The organism is uncultured Roseobacter sp. (assembly GCF_947488185.1).
GTDB lineage: Bacteria > Pseudomonadota > Alphaproteobacteria > Rhodobacterales > Rhodobacteraceae > Roseobacter.
Genome location: NZ_CANKYM010000003.1, coordinates 13678 through 38968 on the forward strand (window position 1 = coordinate 13678; position 25291 = coordinate 38968).

Below are 25291 nucleotides of genomic sequence, written 5' to 3' on the forward strand. Positions count from 1 at the left end.
CGGCTGGCCGTTTTCGGGCGGCATGCTAGTTTTCATGGAGGAAGGATCCTGATCATGCCCCGCAGATACGAGGAAATTTATCCGTCTTTGCCGTTGCTGAACAGCGACGATCTGGAGCACACATCGGCAGCTTCCCTGATGTCCGTGCGATATTTTCAGGCAGAGCCGGATAGCATGCCGGAAGAAGTATTTGCCGAACACCATGTGTTGCTGAACCTCAAGGACGAACCGCACCGGGTCCAGAACCGGCGGGACGGTGAGATGCGGGATTTCACATTCTACAAGAACGATATCATCGTGACCCCGGCCGGCATGCGATCCGGCTGGCGCTGGTTTGACAAATCCGACGTGATTGTTGTCACCATTGATCCAGTGAAAGTGGAACGCTTTGCACAGACGGAAATGGGCCTGCTGCTCCATGTGCAGCAGTTTCGTGATCTGCCGCAGTTTTCAGACGCTGATCTCTGCGCTGCCGGTGTGATGTTGCGCGATGCCTTGGAAAACGACGACATGTCTTCCGGCGTCATGTTCGAAGCCATGAGCCGGGTGCTGCTGGTCAAACTTCTCCAGCGATATGGAAAGAGACGTCCTGAAGAGGTCGCGCTGACGGCTCGGTTTACATCGGCGCATTACAACCGGGTCCTGGCCATGATCAGGGACAGGTTGGACCAGTCGATCTCGGTCGATGACCTGGCGCGCGAGGCGGGTATGAGCCCGTCTCACTTCAGCCGTGTCTTCAAGGAGACGCTCGGATCGACGCCCATGCAATACGTCCTCGCTTACCGGGTTGAACAAGCGATCAGGATGATGGCGGACCCTGCCCGTGCCCTGGGTGATATCGCACTTACATGCGGCTTTGCAGATCAGGCGCACTTTTCGCGCAGCTTCAAACAGGTAATTGGTCAGACGCCGCGCCAATATCGCGCGTCTCAATCTGCCTGAGTAGTTTTCTACAAAAAGCAGCATCGTTCAAAAACCGAGTTGCCCGGTTCAATTAATCGGCACTGGCAGGCCGTATCTCTCATGTCACCGGGCAACACGCTCGCACCTGAATGAATATGGGAGATGACAGATGAAAAGATTTACGCTCACTGCTGCCGCCACCTTGATGACCACAAGCGCACTTGCAGATGTCGAGACCCGCACCTTCACTTTCGAGAATGAGGGTGCCGTGTTGTCGGGAACGCTGTATTTGCCGGAGGACCATGACGGCTCGGCACTCCCCACGGTTCTCGTTACCGGCTCATGGACCTCTGTCGAAGAGCAAATGCCCGCGCTCTACGCCGCGGAGATGGTCGAGCGTGGGTTCGCGGCGGTGACTTTTGATTTCCGCGGCTGGGGCAAGTCGGGCAACCTGCCTGCCAGCACCCCGGGTGGCATGCGATTTATCGAAAATCCCACTGCCAAGATTTCGGACATCAACGCCGCGGCCCAATTCATTGGCACGTTTCCTGAAGTTGATGCGTCGCAAATCAATGGCATGGGTATCTGCGCATCGGCAGGCTACATGGCCGACGCCGCAGCAGGAAATCCGCTGATCCAGAGTGTTGGCCTCGTCGCGCCCTGGCTCCAGGATCGCGCAATTGTCGAGACTATCTATGGCGGTGCGGACGGTATCGATGGGCTGATGCAGGTTGCCGCCGAGGCGGAAGCGCAGGGCGGTCACGTGATCCATGCGGCCTATACCGAAGGCTCGCTGATGCAGGCGAGCGACTACTACAGTAATTTCGACCGTGGGCTCATCGCGGCATATGACAACAAATGGAACCACGCGGGGTGGGACGATTGGCTGACCTATTTGCCGGTGGATACCGCGTCCTCCCTTGATCAACCGCTGGCCATTGTCCATTCGCGGGCCGCCGCCATCCCCCAGGGTGTCGATGCTTATCTCGCCGGATATACGGGCGAAGCGGCGGTGACGTGGCTCGAAAACGTCACGCAATCGGACTTCTATGACGATCCCGAAGACGTAGATCGTGCCGCAGATGCGATGGCCCGGCACTTTACTGCACAGCCGGATCGGGACAGCTGATCCGAGATTAATCTGAGCGCCGGGCACCATGTCTGTCCCCGGCCTCATTCCCCCAAACACAACCTCTCCGACCAAAAGGTATCACCATGAAACATCTTCTTTTTTCCGCTCTGATCCTTGTCCCGGCCTCCGCCTTTGCCAGCGACGAAGTCATGATTGCCGAGACAATAGAAGGGATTGCCACTGCCGCCGACGCGCAGGATTGGGCTCGATTGGATCTCAAGTTCGCTGACCATGTCATCCTGAACCAACTGTCGCTGGCGACAGAGGACGGCGCGCGGGTTGATGAGCAAACCGTTGTCGATACCTGGTCGGAGCTGTTCCCAAAGTTTGACAGTACCGCGCATGATGTCTCGCAGATCGAGATTTTGGGGGTGTCATCGGTCATTGCTACGGCAACCGCCCGATATGACGCGACCTACCAACGTGACGGCGAGGTTTGGCAGCAGCGTGGCCGCCTCGACTACGTATTGAAGAATACCGAAGAGGGCTGGCAGGTCACCGCGCTGAAAACATCGCCCGAATGGGAAAACCGCCCCCTCTCGGAGCTTTTGTCCCCGCGGCTCTAACGCGGTTACGACGCCGACCCTATCGGCCTGCTTCATGTACTCAGAAAGGACCAATGCAATGAAACACGTAATTTTCGCGATTGTATCTCTGACGGGACCAGCATTTGCCGATACGGCTGGAGACCCGGTGACCCAAGAAACGCTTTTGGACCGGGCCGAGATGACCCGTATCGCGGATACCATCGACGCAGCGGTAGATGCCAAGGACTGGGCCACCGCGCGGGCATTCTTTACACAAGAGATCACAGTGGATTTCACGTCGCTTGTGGGGGGCGACCCCGCGACGATCCCCGCCGACGGCCTGATCGCAGGTTGGTCCGCTAACCTTGCCGGTGAGAAGGAAAGCTTCCATCTGCGTGGGAACCATCGGATTTCGTTCGATGGAGCAGATGCCGCTATCCTAAAAAGCCATGGCTATGCATGGAACCGGATGGCCTCCGGGGCTTTGCCCGAAAACGGTGGTGAAGCGCTTTGGGAAGTCTGGGGCACATATGAACATGGGTTCGAGAGAACCGCTGATGGATGGCGGGTGAATGCCATGTCGTTCACGGCAACAGCGGAACGCGGCAATGTCTATGTACGCAATACGCCGGGCAGCTGAATTCCCAAATACCTCAATTCTTCCCTCACCAGACTTCACCGAAAGGACCAAACTATGAGACAGACATGGTTTATCACTGGCGCCTCGTCCGGATTCGGCGCCGCATTTGCAAAATACGCAATTGGTCGCGGTTACAATGTCGTGGTCACCGCCCGCCGCCTTGATCGACTGAAAAAGATCGCCCGGCAGGCGCCTGACCGGGTATTGGCGCACCAAATGGATGTCACGGAACCCCGTCAGATATCGAAGGCTATCGAGGCCGCCGAAGATCGGTTTGGTGGGATCGACGTGCTGATCAACAACGCAGGTTACGGCATTGTTGGTGCCGTGGAAGAAACACCGGACGCAGAGCTTCGGGCGATGATGGAAACGAATTTCTTTGGGGCCGTGTCAGTGACCAGGGCAGCACTGCCCATGATGCGGAAAAGGCGCAAGGGGGCAATCGTGATGATGTCTTCTCTGGGCGGGCAGCTATCGTTCAGCGGGTTCGGACCCTATTCTGCCAGCAAGTTTGCGATGGAGGGTCTGACAGAGGCGCTTGCGCAAGAATTGGCCCCATTTGGAGTGAAAACCTTGATTGTGGAGCCCGGTGCCTTTCGAACTGAATTTGCGGATGCTGCATTAAGGCACATGCCAAAGATCAGCGATTATGAGGATATCGTTGGCGACACGCGCACCTTTGCCAGAGAGATGCATGGCACGCAAACCGGCGATCCCATGAAAGCCGCAAAAGCGATCGAGGATGCGTTGCAAGGTGATATGGTTCCCCTGCGACTTGCGCTGGGTGATGACGCCGTGGACGCCATCAGAGAGCACGGCGAAGGCCTATTGGCAGAGCTGTCCAGATGGGAAGGGACATCTCGTGCCGTGAACCACGAAGCTGCCAGCCAAGATGCAGCGTGATCTTTGGGCGATGTATTGCTGCACCGCCCAAAGAGGATGCCGCCGATCGTGATCTGAGCCCATTACCCAAGGTGATGCCACCATCCTCTCAAGACGCAAACTTCTTGACTTAACGTAGCGTCACCTTCAGCATCTGCTCAACCAGGGGTGGGGCATGATTAGTAGTACGCGGTATCCGATCCGAACCAATGTTGGTCGACCTATCGAGCTTTCCGGTTTTGGACGCCACGAGAATTCAGAAGCGGCCCGGGTTTTCAGGCTCAGCGCTGCGACGGACGCGTTCGAGTTTTCATTCAGGTCGAATATTTTTGATCTGGGAACCCCCGGGAAACATCGGTTTGACGACTACCTGCCCAAGCTCAATGCCAATGGGAATGTGATCGCACCTGCGACGGGCCTCACTGTCTTTGAACGACCGAAATTTACCGGGGGCGACAAACAAGACGCGGTGCAACTCTCCGCCCTCTCCAAACCTTTGCTGCTGTCCAAAACCAGCTATGAGGCGGCCTTCACGCATGGGCGCAGAGCCTCGGTAGAGCTCATGATCCGCTTTGCCCGGCCCGCGCTTCTGGGCGGGGCTTGTGTTTTCGGCAATCCCTACATTCCCTACACGTTCAACAGATTTGGCCAGAGCAGTGCCAACTTCGGGCTCCCACGTGAAATTCAGATCACGAACGCAGGCTCCGTCGATGCCGAGCTGCAACCCCTCAGGGGGCAGAATTTTTTCGATGCCGACAACACATTGGTGCATCAGGAAAGCAACTATCACTCTGGCGCCAACTATATACCGATTGAGCCGACCTATACTTCAGCGGTTACTCTGAAACTGTCGAACTTTCCCTTCTTTCCGTTCGAATACGAGCAGAAAAAGCTACCTGACCTCAGCGGTGACATGCGCGAGCGGCTGGAATTCTCACTGGGCTACGACATCCCGCAGCTTGTTTTCTACACGCATGAAGAGGCGATGCGGTACCGTCCCTTGACCGGTTTCGGGGTGCTGTCAGAACAGTATCCCGACCGGGACAGCGATGGGGGTACCTCCATTCACAGCAAATCGGCGATCCTGCATCCGGATGGGCAGTATGGGGTCTATTCCGCCGCCTCGCTGACGTCCCCAGCGCGGTCTTATCGGGCAAATCCCACCCGCGCAGGCAAAGGATACAAGGAGATTTTTGTCTCTGAACCGCTTGGCAACGGCGATGCTGTGGATCTGCTCTTTGAACAGGCGGATGATGAACCGCGCTGTGTGGCCGGGCTGAAGATGCGGCTGCCGTTCATCCCGGACGAAAAACGGGCAGAAGACATCGAAGCGTTGATTGACAGAATGCAGGACGTCGAACGCCATTCCGATAGCGTGGACTTCAGCGACATCCTGTTCACCTTTCTCAACAGTCTGAAAACGGTCAGCCGCGAGGCGCTGGAGGAAGTCCTAGAAGACTACATCCTGCAGTTGCCCAATTCGGTGAACTTTTGCGAAAGTATCCAGATCGAGGTCTTTGAGGTTGATCCGCCCGACGGTCTTGCCGCGACTCGCATCGCCTCCTCGCCAGAGTATCTTCGTCGCATCGCGCAGACACATGTCTCTACGTTCATGGATATTTTCAGATTGGCGCAGGACGGTCTGCGCTTTGATCAGCCCACCTCTGCGCAATACCTGTCGATCCGCCTGTCCAATGCTGACAGCGAAACCTGCCGGATCGTCGTCTCCCAACTCGACTTCTTTCAGTCATCCGATGTCTGGATCACGCCCCGCCTGTCGACATCTCAGACCGTACAGGCGCTGCATTTCCGCCTGATCGGAAAAGACCTGCTGGATGACTATGCGGTGCTGGGATCGCGCGGTTTCACGCTCGGGATTGAACGGGTCAGGGAAACCGGTCAGCGCCAGAAGGTGGCGCAGTTCAAGAGCCTCCTTGATATGCTGAACACCACCAAGGCGCAGGTGTTCCAGAACTCCAGGCGGCGGTCTGTCGAATTTGAAAAATCAGTGGTCTACACGACAAAGGAGACCGCGGGGCAGGATCCCTATGGCGCAAATGACTACACCGATGCCTTTCCGGAAGAAGAGCGACCAAACTACGCGCTGCACATCACGCAATCCTCGTCCCAAGGATATATTCAGACCGAAATGGGCCCAAGTGTCAGCTACACCGACCGCAGTGGCGAGACACACGCGGGCTTTGAATCGCGCGGGTCGCAAGAGGTGCGCTCGCACACGGAACACCTCTATCCGACCGTCTCGAACGACTGGGAGGACGCGGCGTCCTATGTGAACAACGCGCGACGTTATGTGACGAGCGACCCTTCGCAGGAGATTGTCACGCTCGAAAACGCCAACCCGCTGACAGTAGATTTTCAGCAAAACTGGGGAGATCTGGCCCCCGGAGAGATCGAAGGCCTGCACACGCTCACCTTCTCCCCCTTTTCGCCGATCCTGTCGTCCGCGTCTGCGGTTCAGAACAACGGCGAATTCCTGCGGCAACTCTTTGACCTGGTCACGCAGGTACCGCCACCGCCAGATCTGGGCCCCCAGATCATGGCTTTGCTGACCACCGGGCCTGCCAGCAGTAGCGGTCCAACCGTGAATATGATCCCGGGGCTTTGGAAGAACTACCTCAACGGCTTCAACATCTCCCCCGGTGTGAACGGAGGCATAAATGTGGGTATCGGGTTTGGCGCCAGCCTGGGCACCAGTTCCGCGCATTTCTGGCCTGGCATTCTCGGCAATCATTCCTTTGGCTCGCAGGGCAGCATCCAGAAAGCCGCATCCAGATCCACCCACGCCTTCAGCAAGCAAAAGAAGACCGACGGGCAGGATGCGGTGAGCTACGCGGAGACCTCGGGTGGCGAAAGTAAACGGGTGATTGAACGCAAGACAGTTCCGAACACCGATCTGGATCGCATCAAGGGCAATGAAGTCGTCTGGCAGGGTGAGCCGCGCGATATCATCGTGGGCACCATCCCGCTGGGCATGGAGATGCCCGCGCTGGCTAACCAGATGCGGCGCGGGGTGCGGGACGCTCTGGCGGTTCGTTTCGGGTCCGATCTGGGAGAGGATGTGGATATCGACATTTGGTATGACGTATCGGAGGCGCCGGTCTGGGATGATAACTGATACGATCGATCTGAGTGGTCTGGCGACCTACTTCACCGACCTAAGTAGTGGAAGCCTGAACCTCGCTTCGGGCGCCACCGGTGTCACAACCGCCCTGTCTTCGCCTCTCAAGAGTGGCCAGCAGTGGGAGGTTTCGGGTCTGGATTTCGTTTTCGACACTGATCAGGCTGCCCAGATGCTGAAACGGCAAACGGATCCGATCCTGGAGATCGGCGTCATTCGCGAACTGCTGCCCGGGCACTACCGGGACGCTTACAAAACCCGTGTGCATGCGATTTCCGGGCAGGAGGATTTCAGCGGTGGTGTGCTGGAAAACGCGTTTCTGTCGGATGTGCAGGGCGTGCTTACGCTTGTGGCGTCGGATCAGGACACCTGCCGCTGGTTGTCCAAATCCTTTGATCTGGTCACACCGAGCGATATTGACGCGGTCGCCTGGCACATGGCGGTGTCCAAACGCACCCACGACGGCGCCTTCACCTATACCGCGCGGCTTCACGTGGTGGACGAGGGCGGTTCTGCCAATATCATTGATCTGGTCGTCAATGCCGATTCCGCGGACAAGAGTTTCGCCGATGGCTTGGGCCTGTCCGGCATTGTGTCCTTTCAGTTTGAGTTTGTTGCGAAGGTCAGTGCGTCCACCTATTTCTCCGAACGCAGGCGCGGGCGGCTTGAGGACGGTGTGGGTCTGCCGCTGTTGCACGGGGTCAGCGTATTGGAGGAGATCGACTCCGCGCTCCGGTTTCATTCCCTGTCGGAAATGCTCAACATCGGGGCGTTTGACCCGCCGGTGGAGCTTGCGGCATCCGGCGTGCAAACGATGCGTTTTTCCGCCAATCTGCAAGCCGTTTTGAACACCAGCAAAACCTTGGATGCCGGTGCTGGGCATTTCGAACGTATCGCGCTGGCGGTGAACGCGGCCGCTTTCACGCATTTCGAGGCGCGGATCATTGGCGAGGAAATGATCACCCGCCTGCAGGACTGACACCATGGATAAAGTCCAGGAATTCAGTATCGAGCGGAACATCCACGCCAACGACAAGGACAAGAGCGAGCCTTACGGAATTTTCCATGGCGATGTGAAACAGGACCGGCAGGGCAATTATTTTCTGGAATACTACGGGCATTCCGGGCTGATCAGTGGCGAGCCGGGCAACCTGTTTTTTCAGGCGTCGCACAATCTGAACACCACCGATTTCAATATCGCTGTTGGCCGGGCGATGGTTTTCGACCCGTTCACCGATCCCAACTCCGTTACGCCGCTGATGGATTTTCATCTGGGCGATCCGCTTGCCACAGCCTCGCCTGAGCCGAAGGACAGCGCCCCCGCGCCAAGCCCCGCGGAGCGTGCCAACAAGCAGCGTGCGCGCCTGCGGGCTAACGTCCTGCAGGTTCTGGACGAGATGTACCCTGATCAGGCCGGAGACAGGGATGCAGAGGCGCGTCTGGACCGGCTGAATTACTGGATGGAGGCCGAGTTCGAAGGTCGCCTTCGGGCGTTGGCCTCGCCAGAGGCTGCAGAATATCACCGGTTGATGATGGTAAAGCGGTGGGATGCCGACGGCGTTGTTCGCACGGGGTACCAGGCGAGTGTTCACCACCGTATTCAAATGCTCAGACTGCAGTTGGATACTGCCAAGATCATGTCGTCCAGCTTTCTTGGTGGCACGAGTGCGACCGTCGCCAGTTGGATCACCGACGATCAGAATGTGATCAATGCGGTAGGCCATCAAGGACAGGCCATTGAAGGGACAATCGGCGGCAAAAACACGGCCGCGCAGAAATTCACGCGCAATGTCAAACCGCAAGTGGGCGCGCCGACGTCACAGATGATGATCAACTGCTTGCCTGTGACGACAGTGAAACCGTCCACGCGGGCGCAGAAGAGCAAAGCACAGGTCGAGGTGACCAGGATCACGGCGCGGACCCGATGGAAACGCATCAAAAAATACCTTGGAAAGAAGTTCCGGCTTGGCAAGCCGCCCGCTCCGGGCTTGCGAGACATCAAGCTGCCGCGCGACGGATCGGTCGCGTCCGACGTGTTCATTCTCAAGGACGCTGTGGAAGTTATTAACGGGAAAAAAGTCACCCGTGCCTTTGTGATCGTCAAGATGCGCGACGAGACGGGTGATACCGTGATGCAGGCCTTTTATCAGTCCACTGGAAAGAGCTCTAAAAAGCCGGGTCAATGGTTGCCTTTCGATGGCCAATTCTTTTTTCCGGAAAGGGGTTACAAATGGGTACACAAAAAACGGTTTGAGCATGCCGATGAAAAATTGGATCGGTATGGTACCCAAGCGATCAAAGACGTTGGAACAGCTCTGGATAAACTCAATATCGATACCAGCCCTAAAGCCAACAAGTTCCTGAGCCAGCACGCGGTAAACGCGCTTTTGGATATGTACGGTGCGATCAATATTCCGCGAAAGCACAGGCTGTCGGATGATGGTGACTACAAGCCGCCGATTGCGCCGGAGGGGCTGAATGAATTGATCAGCAAGGGCGTGGTCGAGAGCGCGGAGTGAGCAGGTTTTCCCAGGCACCGGATGTCCGGGATCTGGCAGGTGGGGTGATCACTAAAAGCCTGGATTTTGTCAACCTTGTTCCAAAAATTCATGGTGCTGCCAAGGGCTCAAATAATTGCTTTGAGTGCGCGATATTAATTCACTTTCTCAAAACTAAATTATTTAAAAACAATAATTTGAACTGACTGTGGGAGCGATTTTGTCTGCGATCCTCGTCACCGAAAGGACGGTGATGCAGCCGCGCATAAGCTGCTTGCAGGCGTTCGGGTTCCTGTAGACCCGGTGCCTGTGTATCTCCAGTCTCACAGCAAAGTGATGGTGCAAACCCCGCGTGGGATTGCACGCAATAGGTACGAAAAATTTGGCCAATGCGCGACTTAAGGGTCACGCGGAGGAGAAGTGTAAAATGATTGAACGGTCGCCAGTTTACGGCAAAAAATTTAACGTCACTTTGGGCACCAAAGGCCGGGTTATCGCCTGGGCTGGCGCTCTGGTCGCGGATGTCTTTTGTGCATCAAAACATAGTTCGCAGGCCAGCGGGTCAGGTGCGATGGGCATCGCGCGCAGGCGTGATGCCCACGCATCTTTGGTTGCTAGCAATGATTTCTGGAACCGCTTTTTCCCCGCATTCTCCAGCAAGGCACTCATTCGGCGCCCTGGCGCCGTTTGCCGGAATGGTCGCGCCGAAACCTTTGGATACGCATCTGAAGTCAAGCGTAAAAACGCTCAGAGGTGTGAAAGTCCTGCGGTCAATATTTCTTCACCGCAGGGGTGCCAGCTGCCGTGGATTACATCGGGAATTTCGAATTGGGTGGGGACCCGCCGGATCGCGCCCATGGTGGTGCGGGTTCGGACGCATCGGTTCTGTTCCGCAAAGGTCTTTCGTTCCGTCGAAACCCAAAGCCTGGCGACAAGCCTTAAACCACAAACCTCGAAACGTCTTTTGTGTCACGCAAAGTGACCTGCGTCCGGCACGAAAGAAGGAGTTAAGACAATGGTTAAACCGGCTAAACAAATAGATCCAATAGCCATCAAGGGCACCGGTGAAGCAGATTACATTTACATCGTGGGATTGGATCAGGATCCTGTCATCAATGGCTATTGGAACCATGACGTTTTCGGCTATGGGGGGGACGATGTCATCAGGTTTAACCCGGTGGTCGATTGGGATTACATGACCATCCCGAATTTCGAAAGGGAAATCCACTTCAACGGTAGGAGCGGCACGGATGAGGTCAGCCTGCAAGACTCTCATCACCCGATCACCGTCAATCTGGCGTCTGGAACGGGAACTGTGCATATCCCGCCGGTGTCGTGTTGGACACCGAGCGGATGGCAGAACGCTGATCTTGCTATCGAAATGACCTTCTCCAACGTTGAAAACATCAGCGGCGGTCAAGGCGGTGATCACATCATAGGCGATGGAAACGCGAATTGTATTTCTGGTAACGATGGCCATGACAGCGTCCGGGGCGGCGATAACAACGACACGTTGAACGGAGGCAATGGCAAGGACACGCTGAAGGGTGACGACGGCAACGACAGGCTGAACGGTGGCCACGGCAATGACAGCATGTGGGGAGGCGACGGTCAGGACACGCTTGAAGGTGGTGCCGGTGACGACGCCCTTTATGGCGGCGATGGTCTAGACTTTGCGATTTTCGATACAAACGGCGACATGCATGTTGATCTGGAAGGCGGCATCGCCTGGGGCGGAGGCCTTGGTACTGATCTTCTGTACAGCATTGAACGTGTCCAGACCGGTGGTGGCGACGATGACGTCATCGGCACCGAAGATGCGAACGTCATGTGGATGGGCGCGGGCGAAGACACCGTCTATGGCTTTGACGGCAATGATAGCATTAAGGGCCATGCCGGTGACGATCTACTTGTGGCAGGAGAGGGCGCCGACTCTGTCTATGGGGGCGATGGTGATGATCGTCTCTATGGGGAAAAGGGACAGGACATGTTGTCTGGTGGTGATGGCCACGACACCATGAACGGCGGTCAAAACGATGATCAGCTTTATGGTGGCGAGGGTAACGATCGCATGCTGGGTGAGGGTGGTAACGACGTTTTGGAAGGCGGTGACGGGCACGATTACATCGACGGAGGCTTGGGTATCAACTTGGTTCTCGCTGGGAATGGAAATGACACCATCGTCTCAGGAAGCAACACCGATATCATTTATACTGGAGATGGTGAGGATGTGGTGCAGTTTAATAGAGGCACCTCCGGGGGAACCGACATCATTTATGATTTCGATGTCTTGGAGGACGAGTTTGCCTTTGAAGCTGGCTACTTCTTCAAGTTTCTTACGCCTCCTGCAAGTGTGTTGTACTACCTACATGGCGTCCCGGACGGTGAAGACACACTTCTGTATGCGACGGTTACGAAGTTAACATCTGCTGGAGAAAAGCTGGAGGATTGGGAGTATGCTCCCGAGATAAAGGTGATTGCGGTTCTCGAGGATGTGAATGCGGCGCTCCTGAATCAACAGATTGCCGACTATGATATTTTCCACACCGAACTGGATGGTCGTGACACCGAACTACCACTTGAGTTTGAGCCTCAAGTAGCTGAAGAGCCGACCATCGTCGAAGGGTGGTCAATGTTCTGAGGTCGCGGTGCCGCAAAGATTGTTTGTGGCACCTCCCGACCGACCGCCTGAGAGGAATTTCCTCACCTCTTCCGAGAACAAAGTCTGATGGCGGTCAATTTGGGGAGGAGTACATCATCGAAAGGGTTGTCTTGTACAGCCCGTCACATCAACCAGGTCTTTCCAGTCCCCATCGAAGTTGTTACGTTCAACCCTTGAAACAAAGGGGCTACGAGCGGTTGGGGCTGAATGGCTGAAAAAAGGATAGAACGTGTGCAGACCGGTGTTCGCATCGAAAAACGCATATTGAAAGTTCTCAAGGCGGTAGCCGCTCAGCATGAGATTTCGTTGGGCGATCTGCTTGAGAGAATTTTGCTTCACAGTTTGGAGGGCAAGTCTCCCTTTGACGTTGAAACACTGAGCTTCATCGAACAGATGCGGAGCGCTTATGGGCTCGATCTGACCTCGGCGGACAGCCAGCCGATGGAAGAAGACTGACGACTTTCGAGAGAAGGGAGCAGCTTTGCCCGGCATGGCAAGGCGGAGGTTTGGTTTCCGGGTGCTGTTGTTCATAAGGCGTAGTTGTTGGGCGACCGGAAAGTGTAGTCTGGCTTGGTACAGAGCTGCCAACCAACAGGTGTGGCATGATGGAGCGGGTCGATTGGCGCAGTGAAACCCGTCTCTCCGGCTTCAGGGGGCGTGGGGGTCTCCTTCTTCAATCCATTCTTCGAGTGCTCTTGCAGCCTGGTGGCCCATTTTCGCCACCGGTAATCCTACGCTTGTTAAAGGCGGGCAGGTGCTTGCGGAACCGTGCAGATCGTCGATCCCGATGATCGACATATCTGCCGGGACACTTATGCCCATATGTCGAAGACCAGACAGAACCCCTTGAGCGCGCAGGTCCAACAGGCATAGAAAACCTGTCAATGTCGGCTGCTTTTCCAACAACGCGGCGGCGCTATCTGCCCGCGGTGTGGTAATCGATATCCGATTGCGTCAAGTGCAGATCGTCTGTTCCGTCTTGCTTGATCCCGGTCAGCTACGCAGCTGTTCTATCGTCGTTCTCGCTGAAACCCGAAATGACGGCGATCTGGCGGCGACCGATGGTGTGACGATGCTTTTGCGCATAGAAGCCGCCTTGGCATTGTCACATCCGATCATTGGCAGACTGTGGTCGTTCTTGACCTCGGATGTCGCAATGCTGGCACCTTGCGTTGCGTTTGGCGGTCTTACAGGAGCGGGTGTGACAGTCAGACACAGGACATGACAGTGACCCGGCGGGTTTGATTTCGCCAATGGGCCGCTGATGGTGCAGCAAGCTTTACACTGCTGTTTCAAAAGACCGCTAAGGCCTGCGGCATGAGAGACCGGCTTGACCCATTGATTGCAGAGCGCGCGCCATGGCTTTTCCGGCCCCACCCGGCTACGCGGGCGGCGCGGCGTGTTGCGGAATACGTCTTGCGCCATAATGAAACGGTAGAGCTGGTGCACCGTTTTCGCGACATGCCGATGCATCAGATCATGGTGACCCTGACCAACCGCATCGCGCGGGATGTACAGATCACTGGCGTTCAGCATATCCCGCGATCAGGGCCCGCGCTGGTCGTGGCCAATCACCCCACGGGAATTGCAGACGGGATCATCCTCTATCACGCGTTTGCCAGCTCTCGGCCGGATCTCTTCATTTTCGCCAATTCCGACATCCTGCGCGTTCTGCCCCAGATGCAAAAACTGATCCTGCCTGTCGAATGGCGGCTTGATCGGCGGAACTATGAGAAAACGAAAAAGACCATGCAGTTGACCGGCGCCGCCCTCTCGAAAGGTCGTATGGGCATTATCTTCCCCTCGGGGCGGCTGGCGAAACGTCGGCAGCTGCACCTTTACGAACGCACATGGATGCAATCAGCGGTCATGATCGCGCAAAAGTTCGATGTGCCGATTGTCCCCGTGAACATCCAGGCACGCAATTCGGCGCTGTTCTATCTTCTGGATCTGCTGCATCCCACCCTGCGGGACATAACATTGTTTCATGAAACATTGAACAAAGATCGCCAGCCCTTTCGTGTTCACATCAGTGCGCCGGTCCTGCGGCAAGATCTCCCCGAAAAACGATCCGACGCGATTGACCTGTTGCGTCGCCGGACGCTGGCACTCGGCCAGAACCCAGCGGGGGGTGTTTCCTTGGTCAAATGCTCAGCCGGTTATCAAGCGATCCTCGAAACAAGCTGAATTCCGCGCATTCCCTAAGGGTAATACACTTTATGGTTGTTTTGCCCGCAGAACAAAATTGTAAAGTAATCGTTAACAAGTCGTTACATCTACCCCCTACCCACGGGTCCAGTAAGCGCAGAAACCGGCAGCTAAACTTTGCTGACCGTCATCTGTATTCCTTGTTTCAAAGATAGGTTTTGCCATGCGCCGCCAAATTTACGCCAATGATTTCAACGCTTTTCTCGGTCTTGGATTGGATGAGGCCCCGACGCTGGGCCAGCTGGATTCTCTTCTTTGGTCCGTCGAGGGTTTCAACTCCGTGGCGGATCTGTCCCGCGGTGAAACAGACGGCGGCGTATCTACGGGCGGTCTTTACGCCCTGAACCGGAGTGACGGTGACAACGCGCTCTACCTGCAACCGGGGGGCAGTGATTTCACGCCCGGCAACATTACGCTGACCCTGAACAGCGGCGATACGGACCTGTCCGATGTCGTCGTGACCTTCGAACGGCTGGTCAACAATGACGCGACACGTGCCAATGCGTTTGACCTTTCCTATTCGCTCGATGGCTTGACCTTCTCGCCGCTCGATATGTTTGCCAGTGCCGCCGCGCCGAACGCAGACGGTGTGGTCGGCACTGTCATTGCCGTGCCGCTGCCGGACCTGCCGGCAGGCTCAACATTCTATCTCCGGTGGTCTGGCGATGACGTTGACGGCAGCGGTTCCCGCGACGAATTCGGCATCGACAACCTCGTAGTTGACGGGCTGGAAGCCACAGACGGTAATGGCGGCGTCTTCACGCTCGAACTGCTGCATATCGCAGATCAGGAAGCTTCTTCCGGAGCCGTTGTGGACGCACCGAACCTCTCCGCTGTCCTGAATGCTCTGCGCGCTCAGGATCTTGGCGATGATGGTGTTGCCGACAATACGCTGACCCTGTCTTCGGGGGACGCGATCATTCCGGGCGTCTTTTTCGACGCGTCCGAAGCAGTCTTTGGCTCCGCTGGCATTGCGGATATCCAGATTCAGAATGAATTGGGCATTCAGGCCATCGCGCTCGGTAACCACGAGTTTGACTTTGGAACCGAAACGCTGGCGGATCTGATCTCAGGTGATGCACCCGGCGATGTGTTCGGCACTGACTTTGGCGGAACGGATTTTGCCTATCTCTCGACAAACCTGGATTTTTCCACCGATGCAAACCTTGCGCCGCTGGAGAGGGCAGGCGGTGAGGCAGCCCTTGGCAATACGGTGACCTCCTCGGTTGTCTTCGAGACAGGCGGTGAAAAAATCGGCGTCGTCGGGGCCACGACACCCACGCTGGATCGCATTTCGAGCCCCGGCGATCTGGACATCCTGCCCGGTGACTTCGACGACAATCCAACACCGGAGCAGCTTGACGCGCTTGCTACAGAGATTCAGCAGGAAGTGGATGCGCTGCTGGCGGCTGATCCGTCGATGAACAAGGTGATCCTTCTGGCGCATATGCAGCGCCTGAACATCGAGCAGGAGCTTGCGGCCCGCCTTGAGAATGTCGATGTGATTGTGGCCGGCGGCTCGAATACCCGCCTCTTCGACGAAAATGATCGCCCCCGGGAGGGCGACAGTGTGCAGGGCGACTACCCGATCTTTGTCGAGAATGCCGGTGGCACTCAAACGGCCGTGGTCAATACGGATGGCAGCTATAAATACGTCGGTCGCCTTGTCCTTGATTTCGACGCGGAGGGGAACATCATTCCCGGGTCTTACGACCCGGAGGTTTCGGGGGCCTATGCCACGGATTCCCAGGGTGTGGCCGATCTCGGTGCCGAAGCGCTGGTTGATCCTGAAATTCAGGCCATCGCCGATGCGATCGAGGCGCAGATCATTGCAACGGAGTCCAATGTCTTCGGCACATCGGATGTCTTCCTCAATGGCAACCGGTCGGGTGTCGATGGTAACCGGGACGGCGTGCGGACGCAGGAAACCAACCTCGGCAACTTGACTGCGGATGCCAATCTGACCGCAGCACGGGACGTCGATGAGACGGTGGTTGTTTCCATCAAGAATGGCGGCGGTATCCGGGCCTCCATCGGTGAAACGCTCGTGCTGCCAGGGGACACCGAGGCGACACGCCTGCCGAATGGCGAGATCGTCGATGGCGACGGCAACGTTGTGAAACCTGAAGGCGGGATCAGCCAGAACGACATTCAGACGACACTTGCTTTCAACAATGGGCTCACCCTGCTGACCCTGACCAAGGCGGAGCTGGTCGAGGTACTGGAACACGGGGTTGGCGGGTTGCCGGATGTCGCGGGCCGTTTCCCGCAGGTCTCGGGTGTCGAGTTCTCTTTCGATCCCGACCTCGACGCTGGCAGCCGCATCGTAAACGCGGAAATCGTTGATGAGGACGGTAATCAAATCGCGGAACTTGTGCGGGACGGCGCGGTCGTGGGTGATGAAACGCAGGAATTCCGGATCGTCACGCTGAACTTCCTGGCGGGGGGAGGGGACGGCTATCCGTTCCCGCAGGGCGAGAGCGCGAACCGCGTCGATCTGACCACAGAGGATGCCGCACGGACCGGCGATGCAACATTCGCCGATGACGGAACGGAGCAGGATGCCCTGGCAGAATACCTAGACGATCTCGACGCGCCCTTTGCCGAGGAAGACACAAATGCGCCTGGCGACACCCGCATTCAGAACCTGAACTTCCGCGAGGACACTGTGTTCGAGGATGGCGGCACCGACGTGAGCGTGGTGATCAACGAAGTGTTGATAAGCACCACCAGCACGGATTCCGAATATGTCGAGTTTTTCGGCACACCGGGGGCATCTCTGGATGGCCTGAGCTTGATCGCGGTTGAAAGCGATACCGGCGGGTCCAAAGGTACCATCGATTTCCGCATCGATTTCGAACCCGGCACGGTTCTGGGCGACAACGGCTTTTTGCTGCTGGCCAATCAGACCGCAGAAACGACCTATGGTGTGGAGGCCAATATCTCCATCCCCGCCAATGCCTTCGAGAACAGCTCGACCACCTTTGCGCTGGTGGAAACCTCCAGCCTGCAAGGTGGCGCAGTCACCGGGGACGAGGTGGTGATCGATTCCGTTGCGGCTCTCGATTCAGATGCCGATACGGCCGTTTTGGAGGCGCCTGCTGTAGGACCCGACGGCAGTTTTCTGCCCGCCGGTGTGGGCCGGGTGACCGATGGCGTGGATACCGATACGGCGGAAGACTTCGAAATCCTCAGCTTTGGCAACGATCCGGCAGTGAACACGCCGACCGCAGGCACCGGGCTCGGTGGTGGTGGCGGCGGTGGTGAGGGCGACATCGATGACGCGCCGACGCTGATCAGTACGGTTCAGGGCAATGGGGATGCGAGCGCGCTGGTCGGGCAGACCGTGGTGATCGAAGCGATCGTAACCGGCGATTTCCAGAACGGGGATGACGACACCTTCCGCGATCTTGGGGGTTTCTTCCTGATGGAGGAGAGTGCCGATCAGGACGGTGACGCGACGACCTCAGAAGGCATTTTCGCGTATGAGGGCAATGGTGATCTGCTGGCCGATGTGGCCGATGGCGACAAGGTGCGCGTGCTGGGCACCGTGGTGGAGCGCTTTGGCAAAACCACGATCCAGGTACAGGAGATCCGGGTGGAAGAGACAGCCGCCGTTGATCCGATGACACTGGCACAATCGATTGCCTTGCCCGATCTGGACGACCGCGAGGCCTACGAAAACATGCTCGTGACCATCGACGAGGCGCTGACTTTCTCCGAGAGCTTCGACTACGAAGACTTCGGTGCGGCGACATTGTCCTCTGACGGTCCCATCTATCAGTACAGCCAGATCAATACGCCGGATGCCGACGGCAACGCCGCTTATCAGGAGGAGGCTGCCAACCGCTCGATCCTGATTGATGACGGCACCAATGGTGCGCGGGACGATTTTGACCCGATCACCTTGCCAGACGGGTCCCTTGTTGAAGGGCCAGTGGATGGGGTCCGCATGGGGCAATCCGTCGACGGTCTGACGGCGATCATGGATTTTGATTTCGGCGAATATCGCTTGCGCCTGCCGGAGGGCGTGGCGTTTGATCTGGAGGAAGAGACAAACCCCGTCCCGACCGAGCCGGAAGACGTCGGCAGCGACTACAAGATCGGATCCCTGAACGTGCTGAACTACTTCACCACGCTTGAAGGGCAACTCGACAACGGCGAGGACCCGCGCGGCGCCGATAACCCGGAAGAACTGGCCCGCCAGACCGAGAAGCTGGTGCAGACCATCCTTGGTATGGACAGCGATGTGATCGGTCTGATCGAGATCGAGAACGACTTTGCCGGGGATGATTTCGCTATCAAGACGCTGGTGGGAGAGATCAATGCCACCCTCGGGTCGGACGTATGGTCATTCGTTGATCCGGGCACCGAGTTCGTGGGCGATGATGCCATCGCGGTGGCCTTCATCTACGACACCACCACGACGAAACTGGTGGGGGATGCGGCGATCCTCGACACGGATGCGTTCCTCGACCCGCTTGGCGCTGGCCAGGGCGGTGACGCGTTCAACCGGGCGGCGCTGGCGCAGAGCTTTGAGGAGATTGAAACCGGCGGTGTCTTTACCGCGTCGGTCAACCACTTCAAATCCAAAGGCTCGCCCACAGGGGCCGTCGAGGATCTGGATCAGGGCGACGGGGCCGGGCGCAACAATGCCACCCGCGAAGAGGCGGCCCGGGAACTCTCGGCCTGGCTGGAGACTAATCCGACCGGCGTCGACGATGAAGACGTGATGATCCTTGGCGACCTCAATGCCTATGCGCGCGAAACACCGATCCAGGTGCTCGAGGCGGCGGGATACACCGACCTCGCCCGCGAATTCGAAGGGGATGACGTCTATTCCTACCGTTTCAGCAGCCAGATTGGCACGCTCGACTATGCGCTGGCCAATGAGGGGTTGCGGGATCAGGTGACCGGGGCCACCACCTGGAACATCAACTCCGATACCCCTGTGTTCTTCGACTACAACCTTGATGACACATTCACCGGCCCCGATACCCAACGCCCGACGGATCAGGGCCTCTTTGATGGCAACAGCCCGTTGCGCGGGTCCGATCATGACCCGGTGATCGTCGGTCTCGATCTCGACCGCGACACCGATCTGCTGATCGCAGGAACCTCCGGCAATGACCGTTTGGCTGGTACCGACGCGGCAGAGCGCATCGTTTCGGGCGGCGGTCGTCTGGATGTGGTCAGCGGTGGTGGTGAGGCAGATACCTTTGTCTTCACCGACACAGATGTGCAGCGCGACAGCCTGCGGATTCAGGATTTCGAAGCCGGTATCGACACACTCGATCTGGATGGCGCGGTCATTGCTGCCACCCGGATCATCGGGCGCGACAATCTGCTGATCACGCTGGACGAAGACCGCGACACGATCCTGCTGCGCGGGATCAGCGATATTGAAGACATCGACATTATCAATGACGATGTTTTCGACATCGCCTAATTTTCTGGCTCGGCGCCTGGTGCCGTGGCCTCTACCCTTGAAGGACTTAATGTATGAAACTTCTCAAAGCTCTTGCTGTCGGCCTGTTCCTGCTGACGCCGATGGCGGCCACGGCAGCCCTCTTTCCGATCTTCAAAGCTGAAGGTGATGCCTTGATCGGTGGCGACGCAGCCACCGGTTTCTTCGGCGAGTTCATCGACTTTGATTTCGACGATATCGACGTCGCCGTCAACGGCGAGCAGATCGGCGGCACGCTGGTCAGTGATCTGCTGATTTCCAACCTCAACGGGGATACACTGCTGGCAAGCGCCAGCCTTGCCAGCAGTGTTCTGATCATCAACCCGGTCAACACGGATGCGACCGAAACAGAAGACTTCCTGACACTGATCTTCGACACCCTATCGGGCGATGATGCAGACCTGTTCGGTGATACTGCCACTGTTGTCTTCTCATTCTTCGAGGAAACCCAGGACAATGGGCTTTTCTCTCCCGTTGGTGTGGAAGTGTTTTCCGATGTCGCGCCGATCCCGCTGCCAGCCTCATTGCCTCTGCTGGGTCTGGCTGTGGTGGCGATGGTCGGACTTCGCCGGCGGCGCAGCTGACTTTTGCATTACGGGAGTTTTCACGGCAGGGGAATCCTCGACCGTTTCTATTTGGCTGGCCCTAGTTGGTTTTGCCTGGGCTTCCCGCATCTCCAGGCTTTCGGGAGATTTGCAACATCACGATCGGAGCCATGGCAAGTAACCCAATACCCATGGTGACCAGCCCTGGCGCGATGAAAAGGAACGAGGCAAGCGCAACCCACCACCGCTCCCAGCGTTTGAGAGGGGCCATCAGGAAACCGGAGAATGCGACGCCAAGGCTGGCGATCCCCAGCATTGCGCCGATAAGGGTGATGGTGAAGGCGGCCCAGGTGAAACCTTCGGCCACGAGTAAAAGAGCAGGCGAGTAGACAAAGACAAAGGGCACCAGCGCCTTGGCGATCCCCAGCCGAAAGGCGGTGTTGCCGGTCTGGAAAGGGTTGGAACCCGCAATGCCTGCCGCGGCATAGGCGGCAAGCGCGACCGGTGGTGTAATGTCCGCCAGCACACCGTAGTAGAAGACGAAGAAGTGGGCGACCAATGGTTCCACCTGGAGCTGCGCGAGTGCCGGGGCGGCAACAGCTACGAGGATGATGTAGGTGGCTGTCGTGGGGATGCCCGCGCCCATGACGATGCAGGACATCGCAATCAGGATCAGCGAGACGAAAAGTGCCCACTGTTCAATGGCGAAATAGCTCAGCGGCCAGAGCGTCGAGAGAAACGCGCCGATATCTGTTGCCGTTTGCACGACCACATAGCCAAGCCGGAAGCCGACACCAGTGAGGGTCACCACGCCAACGACCACACCCACGGTGGCGGCGGCCGCCCCGACGGCCAGTGTGTTCTTGGCGCCGGCCGCCAGTGCATTCCAGAGATCTGTAAGGGTCAGCCGGTTGACCGGATTGAGGAAACCCACGACGACACAAGCGATGATGCCATAGACGGCGGCGTAATCCGGTGTTTTGCCCGATAAAATCAAGTAAACGAGGATTCCGAGTGGAATAATCGACAACCAGTGTTGTTTCAGGACAAGTGCGGCCTTGGGCAATTCCTCGGCACGCAGGCCTCTGAGGCCCAGTTTCCGGGCTTCGAGGTGCACCATGATGAAGATGCCGAAGTAGTGCAGCAGCGCGGGGAAAAGCGCGGCGGCCAGCACGTCGCGCAGCGGAATTTCTAGGTATTCCACCATGATAAAGGCCGCCGCTCCGAGGATCGGCGGGGTGATCTGCCCACCGGTTGACGCAGTGGCTTCCACGGCGCCGGAGAAATGCGCAGGATAGCCCACGCGCTTCATCGCCGGGATGGTCAGCGCGCCGGTGGTCACCGTATTGGCAATCGAAGACCCGGAAATGGTGCCCATGAAAGCAGATGAAAAGATCGCGACCTTTGCCGGGCCACCGGAATAGCGCCCGGCAATGACCATGGCCAGATCAATGAAGAGCTGTCCCAGGCCGATCCGCGTGGCCAGCACCCCGAAGAGGATGAAGAGGAAGACGTATTGCGCCATCACGCCGATGGCGACCCCGTAGATGCCCTGATTGGTCATGTAGAGGTGATTGATCAACCCCAGCCAAGAGGCGCCGCCGTGTTTCAGGGCACCGGGCATTAGGGGACCAAAGATGGCGAAGATGATGAAGAGCAATGCGATGATCGGCAGGGTGGGCCCTACAGACCGGCGCGTGGCCTCCAAGGTCAAAAGCAACAGAGCGGTGCCCATGAAGACATCGAATTGCGACGGATTGCCGACGCGCTCAGCAGCAATGGTTGGCGGGAGAAGCGGCAGATACAGCGCCGCGCCAACCGCGAGCACAGCAAAGGCGATATCGAGCAGGGGGACACCCTGCACGCGGTACCAGGCCGGGGTGGCAACTTGCGTGCTCTTGTCGCTACGCCAGCCGAACAGCAGATAGACGAGGCCCAGCACGAACGACAGGTGGATGCCGCGGTGCAGGAGTTCACGGATCAGCCCGAACCCTGACGCGTAGAAATGATAGACAGACATCGCAACGAGCACGGCGGCAATAACCAGTCCCAAGCCGGGGCCGGTTGCCCGAAATGCGGTTTCAGGATCGAACTTGCGTTCGATTTCAGCCAGCTCTTCGGCGGTCAGTTCTTTATGCGTATCCGATGTCATCTTCGTCCCCCGCCACAGCGTAAAAGGCCCGGACGCATGATTGCATCCGGGCCTTGTTTGGTCAGGTCGAGGTTACTTGAGCAAACCGACTTCCTTGTAGAAACGCTCCGCCCCCGCGTGCAGCGGAACGCCGACACCGTTGAGCGCGGTATCAGGGGTGATTGTCTTGCCCTTGGCGTGGCCCACGTCCAGCAATTTGCGGGAATTGTCATTCCACAGCGCCTTGGTGATCTCGTAGATCAGGTCGTCATCTTCCTTGGCAGAGGTGAACCACTGTGCACCCACGACGACGGTTGCCGTGGTGCCGACGCCTTCATAGGCGCCTTCCGGAATGTCTGAGGCGGCGAAAAAGCCGTACTTGTCCACCAGCGCATCCGCGCCTGCGCCGTCAATAGGCACAAGCTTGATCTCTGCGGCGGAGGCGAGTTCCACCAGGGAGCCCGTTGGATAGCCCGCGACCACAAAGAAGGCATCGATCTTGCCATTGCGCAGCGCTTCCGACGCGGCACCGCCCTTCAAGGCTTCGGCAGTCACATCTTCAAGGGCGAGGCCGTTGGCTTCGAGGATCAGGTTAGCGTCGACATAGGTGCCGGATCCCGGTTCATCCAAAGACACGCGTTTACCTTTCAGGTCGGCCACCGACTCAATGCCGCTGTCGGCCAGCGCGACGAGGTGAATGTGCTCTTCAAAGAGCGCGGCAATGGTCCGCAGGTCTTCTGCAGGCTCCTTGCCCTCCATGGTGCCCGTGCCGGTGTATGCCCAGTACGCCACGTCCGATTGTGCAAAGCCGGAGTTTCGCAGGCCGGAGATGATGGCATTCACGTTGTCCACCGATCCGCGCGACGACACCGCAGAGGCAATCAGCCCCTCGACACCGCAAGACCCGCCCGCATCGCATTCGCGCGATCCCGGAGGTTTGGAAATCGCGTTGGCGATCACACCCCCGACCGGGTAATAGGTGTAGGCGGTGCCACCGGTCCCGATGGTAAAGAACTTCAGCTCCTGTGCCGAGGCGATCGACGCGAGGCCGACCACCATGGCCGCACCAGCCACCATGCCCTTCAGCGTACCTAGCGAAATTGTCATATCTCTTTCTCCCAATTCTTTTTCAGATACCGCAATGCGTTCTGCCGGGCGGGTCCTGAATTGTCCTTTTCAAAACGACAGTTCGGAGACGCTACTTTGGCAGTTTGCGGAAGGCAAATGCCGTTTTCCCATTTGGTCCGAGTGAATTGGCAATGCGCGCTACAAGCGCACCGGTCGGCCTGCCAAAGCGACAAATGTCTTCACAGGCAAAAGACCGACAGCTAGGCTTGGATCGGGGAGATGCCAAACCATGAAAGACCAAAAAGACGCCGAAAGCGGGTACTACGATCCTGATGCATGCGACCTCTCGGACTTCATCGAGATCGTGCAGCGCGAAACCCAGGCTGCGGATGTGCCGCAAGCGATGGGCATTCAAAAAAATGTGCCAATCTACGCCATGCGCGCGCTGCGGGGCGTCTTGGATGATCCTGCCGGGCGTCGGAGCCTACTGCAGGAGTGGGCTAGGGTTCTGCTGGACGGACCGGGCGTGCTCGTGCTGTCGGGGGCGTATCAGCAGACGGAGGTTCTCGATCAGGCTACCACCCTCTACGAGCAGATCATCGCAGAGGAAAGGCAGGTGAGCGGCGGGGGTGGGGATCACTTTGCCGCCGCTGGCGCCAATGATCGGATCTGGAACAGTCTGCAAAAACTGTGTGAGCGGTCGCCGGAGACCTACCTGGGTTATTTTGCGAATGCAGCGATGGCCGCTGTGTGCGAAGCGTGGCTTGGGCCCGGTTTCCAGATGACAGCGCAGATTAATGTCGTCTATCCCGGCGGGACCGCACAGGAGGCGCATCGCGACTATCACCTTGGGTTTCAGACAACGGGGCAGGCGGCGTCCTACCCGGCCCATGTGCATATGTTGTCGCCTGCCCTGACCTTGCAGGGCGGTATTGCGCATTGTGACATGCCGGTTGAGAGCGGCCCGACCAAGCTGTTACCGTTCAGTCAGACCTATCGTCCGGGCTACGTTGCGTTTCGACGGGAGGAGTTCCGCACCTGTTTCGAGGAGCATTGTGTTCAGGTCCCACTGTCGAAGGGGGATGCGATCTTCTTTAACCCGGCGCTGTTCCACGCCGCGGGCGAGAACAGGACCAAAGACATTCACAGGATGGCAAACCTGCTGCAAATTTCTTCGGCCTTTGGTCGGGCGATGGAAACGGTGGATCGCAGTGCGATGTGCAAAAATCTCTATCCGATGATTGCGACGGCGTTGTCGGAGGGGCGATTGTCCGAGGATGAACTGGCCGCCGTTATTGCCTGCACCGCCGAAGGATATGCATTCCCCACCAACCTTGACAGCGACCCGCCAACAGGAGGGCTTGCACCGGAGACGCAAGCGGCGTTCTTTACACGCGCGTTGAGGGAAGGAATGGACGCGGAGAGCTTTGCCCTCAGGATTGACGCAATGGACGCCAAACGGCAGGCTTGATCAGGCACAACGGGGCGG

At 57.6% G+C, this 25291-nt stretch carries 19 protein-coding genes; 16 read left to right on the plus strand and 3 right to left on the minus strand.

Annotated elements, in window-relative coordinates; translation table 11 throughout:
* Window positions 1–54 precede the first annotated feature (54 nt).
* The 11 genes from Q1A52_RS11270 to Q1A52_RS11320 all read left to right on the plus strand — a co-directional run bounded on the left by Q1A52_RS11270 (window position 55) and on the right by Q1A52_RS11320 (window position 12839).
* A complete protein-coding gene (locus Q1A52_RS11270; RefSeq protein ID WP_300015041.1) occupies window positions 55–942 on the plus strand; it encodes an AraC family transcriptional regulator in 888 nt (295 codons plus the stop codon).
* 130 nt (window positions 943–1072) lie between these two features.
* A complete protein-coding gene (locus Q1A52_RS11275) occupies window positions 1073–2032 on the plus strand; it encodes an alpha/beta hydrolase (RefSeq protein WP_300015045.1) in 960 nt (319 codons plus the stop codon).
* Window positions 2033–2118: 86 nt separating this feature from the next.
* A complete protein-coding gene (locus Q1A52_RS11280) occupies window positions 2119–2601 on the plus strand; it encodes a nuclear transport factor 2 family protein (protein ID WP_300015047.1) in 483 nt (160 codons plus the stop codon).
* Between the two features lie 58 nt (window positions 2602–2659).
* On the plus strand, window positions 2660–3202 hold the full coding sequence (locus Q1A52_RS11285) for a nuclear transport factor 2 family protein (RefSeq protein WP_300015050.1): 543 nt from the start codon (window positions 2660–2662) through the stop codon (window positions 3200–3202).
* Between the two features lie 54 nt (window positions 3203–3256).
* Entirely contained in the window at window positions 3257–4105 is an 849-nt protein-coding gene (locus Q1A52_RS11290) for an oxidoreductase (RefSeq protein ID WP_300015053.1), read from the plus strand.
* 154 nt (window positions 4106–4259) lie between these two features.
* Window positions 4260–7220 carry a hypothetical protein gene (locus Q1A52_RS11295; protein ID WP_300015056.1) on the plus strand — a complete coding sequence of 987 codons (2961 nt, stop codon included), beginning with the start codon at window positions 4260–4262 and terminating at the stop codon, window positions 7218–7220.
* Complete coding sequence (locus tag Q1A52_RS11300) at window positions 7210–8202, plus strand: hypothetical protein (RefSeq protein ID WP_300015059.1); 993 nt, start codon at window positions 7210–7212, stop codon at window positions 8200–8202. The genes Q1A52_RS11295 and Q1A52_RS11300 overlap by 11 nt, the downstream gene beginning before the upstream one ends.
* 4 nt (window positions 8203–8206) lie before the next feature.
* The gene (locus Q1A52_RS11305; RefSeq protein WP_300015061.1) at window positions 8207–9742 is read left to right on the plus strand and encodes a hypothetical protein; all 1536 of its coding nucleotides are present in this window, start codon (window positions 8207–8209) and stop codon (window positions 9740–9742) included.
* A 406-nt stretch (window positions 9743–10148) separates the two neighbouring features.
* A complete protein-coding gene (locus Q1A52_RS11310) occupies window positions 10149–10703 on the plus strand; it encodes a hypothetical protein (RefSeq protein ID WP_300015063.1) in 555 nt (184 codons plus the stop codon).
* Between the two features lie 33 nt (window positions 10704–10736).
* Window positions 10737–12362 (plus strand): calcium-binding protein, encoded by a 1626-nt coding sequence (locus tag Q1A52_RS11315; protein WP_300015065.1) that lies wholly within the window; start codon window positions 10737–10739, stop codon window positions 12360–12362.
* A 228-nt stretch (window positions 12363–12590) separates the two neighbouring features.
* The gene (locus Q1A52_RS11320) at window positions 12591–12839 is read left to right on the plus strand and encodes a hypothetical protein (protein WP_300015067.1); all 249 of its coding nucleotides are present in this window, start codon (window positions 12591–12593) and stop codon (window positions 12837–12839) included.
* A gap of 192 nt (window positions 12840–13031) precedes the next feature.
* On the opposite strand, the gene Q1A52_RS22870 is transcribed toward Q1A52_RS11320, so the two are convergent.
* Complete coding sequence (locus Q1A52_RS22870) at window positions 13032–13289, minus strand: substrate-binding domain-containing protein (protein ID WP_367278026.1); 258 nt, start codon at window positions 13287–13289, stop codon at window positions 13032–13034.
* Window positions 13290–13314: 25 nt separating this feature from the next.
* On the opposite strand from Q1A52_RS22870, the gene Q1A52_RS11325 reads away from it, so the two are divergent.
* The 4 genes from Q1A52_RS11325 (at window position 13315) to Q1A52_RS11340 (ending at window position 20642) form a co-directional block, all read left to right on the plus strand.
* Window positions 13315–13608, plus strand: coding sequence for a hypothetical protein (locus tag Q1A52_RS11325; RefSeq protein ID WP_300015069.1), 294 nt, complete (start codon window positions 13315–13317; stop codon window positions 13606–13608).
* 92 nt (window positions 13609–13700) lie between these two features.
* Window positions 13701–14570, plus strand: coding sequence for a 1-acyl-sn-glycerol-3-phosphate acyltransferase (locus Q1A52_RS11330; protein ID WP_300015071.1), 870 nt, complete (start codon window positions 13701–13703; stop codon window positions 14568–14570).
* Window positions 14571–14754: 184 nt separating this feature from the next.
* The gene (locus Q1A52_RS11335; RefSeq protein ID WP_300015073.1) at window positions 14755–20040 is read left to right on the plus strand and encodes an ExeM/NucH family extracellular endonuclease; all 5286 of its coding nucleotides are present in this window, start codon (window positions 14755–14757) and stop codon (window positions 20038–20040) included.
* Window positions 20041–20093: 53 nt separating this feature from the next.
* The gene (locus tag Q1A52_RS11340) at window positions 20094–20642 is read left to right on the plus strand and encodes a hypothetical protein (protein WP_300015075.1); all 549 of its coding nucleotides are present in this window, start codon (window positions 20094–20096) and stop codon (window positions 20640–20642) included.
* Window positions 20643–20703: 61 nt separating this feature from the next.
* On the opposite strand, the gene Q1A52_RS11345 is transcribed toward Q1A52_RS11340, so the two are convergent.
* Together Q1A52_RS11345 and Q1A52_RS11350 are read right to left on the minus strand one after the other, a co-directional pair.
* The gene (locus Q1A52_RS11345) at window positions 20704–22755 is read right to left on the minus strand and encodes a TRAP transporter fused permease subunit (RefSeq protein WP_300015077.1); all 2052 of its coding nucleotides are present in this window, start codon (window positions 22753–22755) and stop codon (window positions 20704–20706) included.
* Between the two features lie 72 nt (window positions 22756–22827).
* Entirely contained in the window at window positions 22828–23841 is a 1014-nt protein-coding gene (locus Q1A52_RS11350; protein ID WP_300015079.1) for a TAXI family TRAP transporter solute-binding subunit, read from the minus strand.
* A 250-nt stretch (window positions 23842–24091) separates the two neighbouring features.
* On the opposite strand from Q1A52_RS11350, the gene Q1A52_RS11355 reads away from it, so the two are divergent.
* Complete coding sequence (locus Q1A52_RS11355; protein WP_300015081.1) at window positions 24092–25273, plus strand: phytanoyl-CoA dioxygenase family protein; 1182 nt, start codon at window positions 24092–24094, stop codon at window positions 25271–25273.
* Window positions 25274–25291: the final 18 nt, after the last annotated feature.

What these genes read in the sequence shown, in the direction of transcription:
- Q1A52_RS11345 (WP_300015077.1), bottom strand. Translation starts at nt 22,755, where the DNA reads ATGACATCGGATACGCATAAAGAACTGACCGCCGAAGAGCTGGCTGAA.
- Q1A52_RS11295 (WP_300015056.1), top strand. Translation starts at nt 4,260, where the DNA reads ATGATTAGTAGTACGCGGTATCCGATCCGAACCAATGTTGGTCGACCT.
- Q1A52_RS11315 (WP_300015065.1), top strand. Translation starts at nt 10,737, where the DNA reads ATGGTTAAACCGGCTAAACAAATAGATCCAATAGCCATCAAGGGCACC.
- Q1A52_RS11350 (WP_300015079.1), bottom strand. Translation starts at nt 23,841, where the DNA reads ATGACAATTTCGCTAGGTACGCTGAAGGGCATGGTGGCTGGTGCGGCC.
- Q1A52_RS11275 (WP_300015045.1), top strand. Translation starts at nt 1,073, where the DNA reads ATGAAAAGATTTACGCTCACTGCTGCCGCCACCTTGATGACCACAAGC.
- Q1A52_RS11355 (WP_300015081.1), top strand. Translation starts at nt 24,092, where the DNA reads ATGAAAGACCAAAAAGACGCCGAAAGCGGGTACTACGATCCTGATGCA.
- Q1A52_RS11335 (WP_300015073.1), top strand. Translation starts at nt 14,755, where the DNA reads ATGCGCCGCCAAATTTACGCCAATGATTTCAACGCTTTTCTCGGTCTT.
- Q1A52_RS11300 (WP_300015059.1), top strand. Translation starts at nt 7,210, where the DNA reads ATGATAACTGATACGATCGATCTGAGTGGTCTGGCGACCTACTTCACC.
- Q1A52_RS11270 (WP_300015041.1), top strand. Translation starts at nt 55, where the DNA reads ATGCCCCGCAGATACGAGGAAATTTATCCGTCTTTGCCGTTGCTGAAC.
- Q1A52_RS11290 (WP_300015053.1), top strand. Translation starts at nt 3,257, where the DNA reads ATGAGACAGACATGGTTTATCACTGGCGCCTCGTCCGGATTCGGCGCC.
- Q1A52_RS11320 (WP_300015067.1), top strand. Translation starts at nt 12,591, where the DNA reads ATGGCTGAAAAAAGGATAGAACGTGTGCAGACCGGTGTTCGCATCGAA.
- Q1A52_RS11340 (WP_300015075.1), top strand. Translation starts at nt 20,094, where the DNA reads ATGAAACTTCTCAAAGCTCTTGCTGTCGGCCTGTTCCTGCTGACGCCG.
- Q1A52_RS11330 (WP_300015071.1), top strand. Translation starts at nt 13,701, where the DNA reads ATGAGAGACCGGCTTGACCCATTGATTGCAGAGCGCGCGCCATGGCTT.
- Q1A52_RS11310 (WP_300015063.1), top strand. Translation starts at nt 10,149, where the DNA reads ATGATTGAACGGTCGCCAGTTTACGGCAAAAAATTTAACGTCACTTTG.
- Q1A52_RS11280 (WP_300015047.1), top strand. Translation starts at nt 2,119, where the DNA reads ATGAAACATCTTCTTTTTTCCGCTCTGATCCTTGTCCCGGCCTCCGCC.
- Q1A52_RS11305 (WP_300015061.1), top strand. Translation starts at nt 8,207, where the DNA reads ATGGATAAAGTCCAGGAATTCAGTATCGAGCGGAACATCCACGCCAAC.
- Q1A52_RS11285 (WP_300015050.1), top strand. Translation starts at nt 2,660, where the DNA reads ATGAAACACGTAATTTTCGCGATTGTATCTCTGACGGGACCAGCATTT.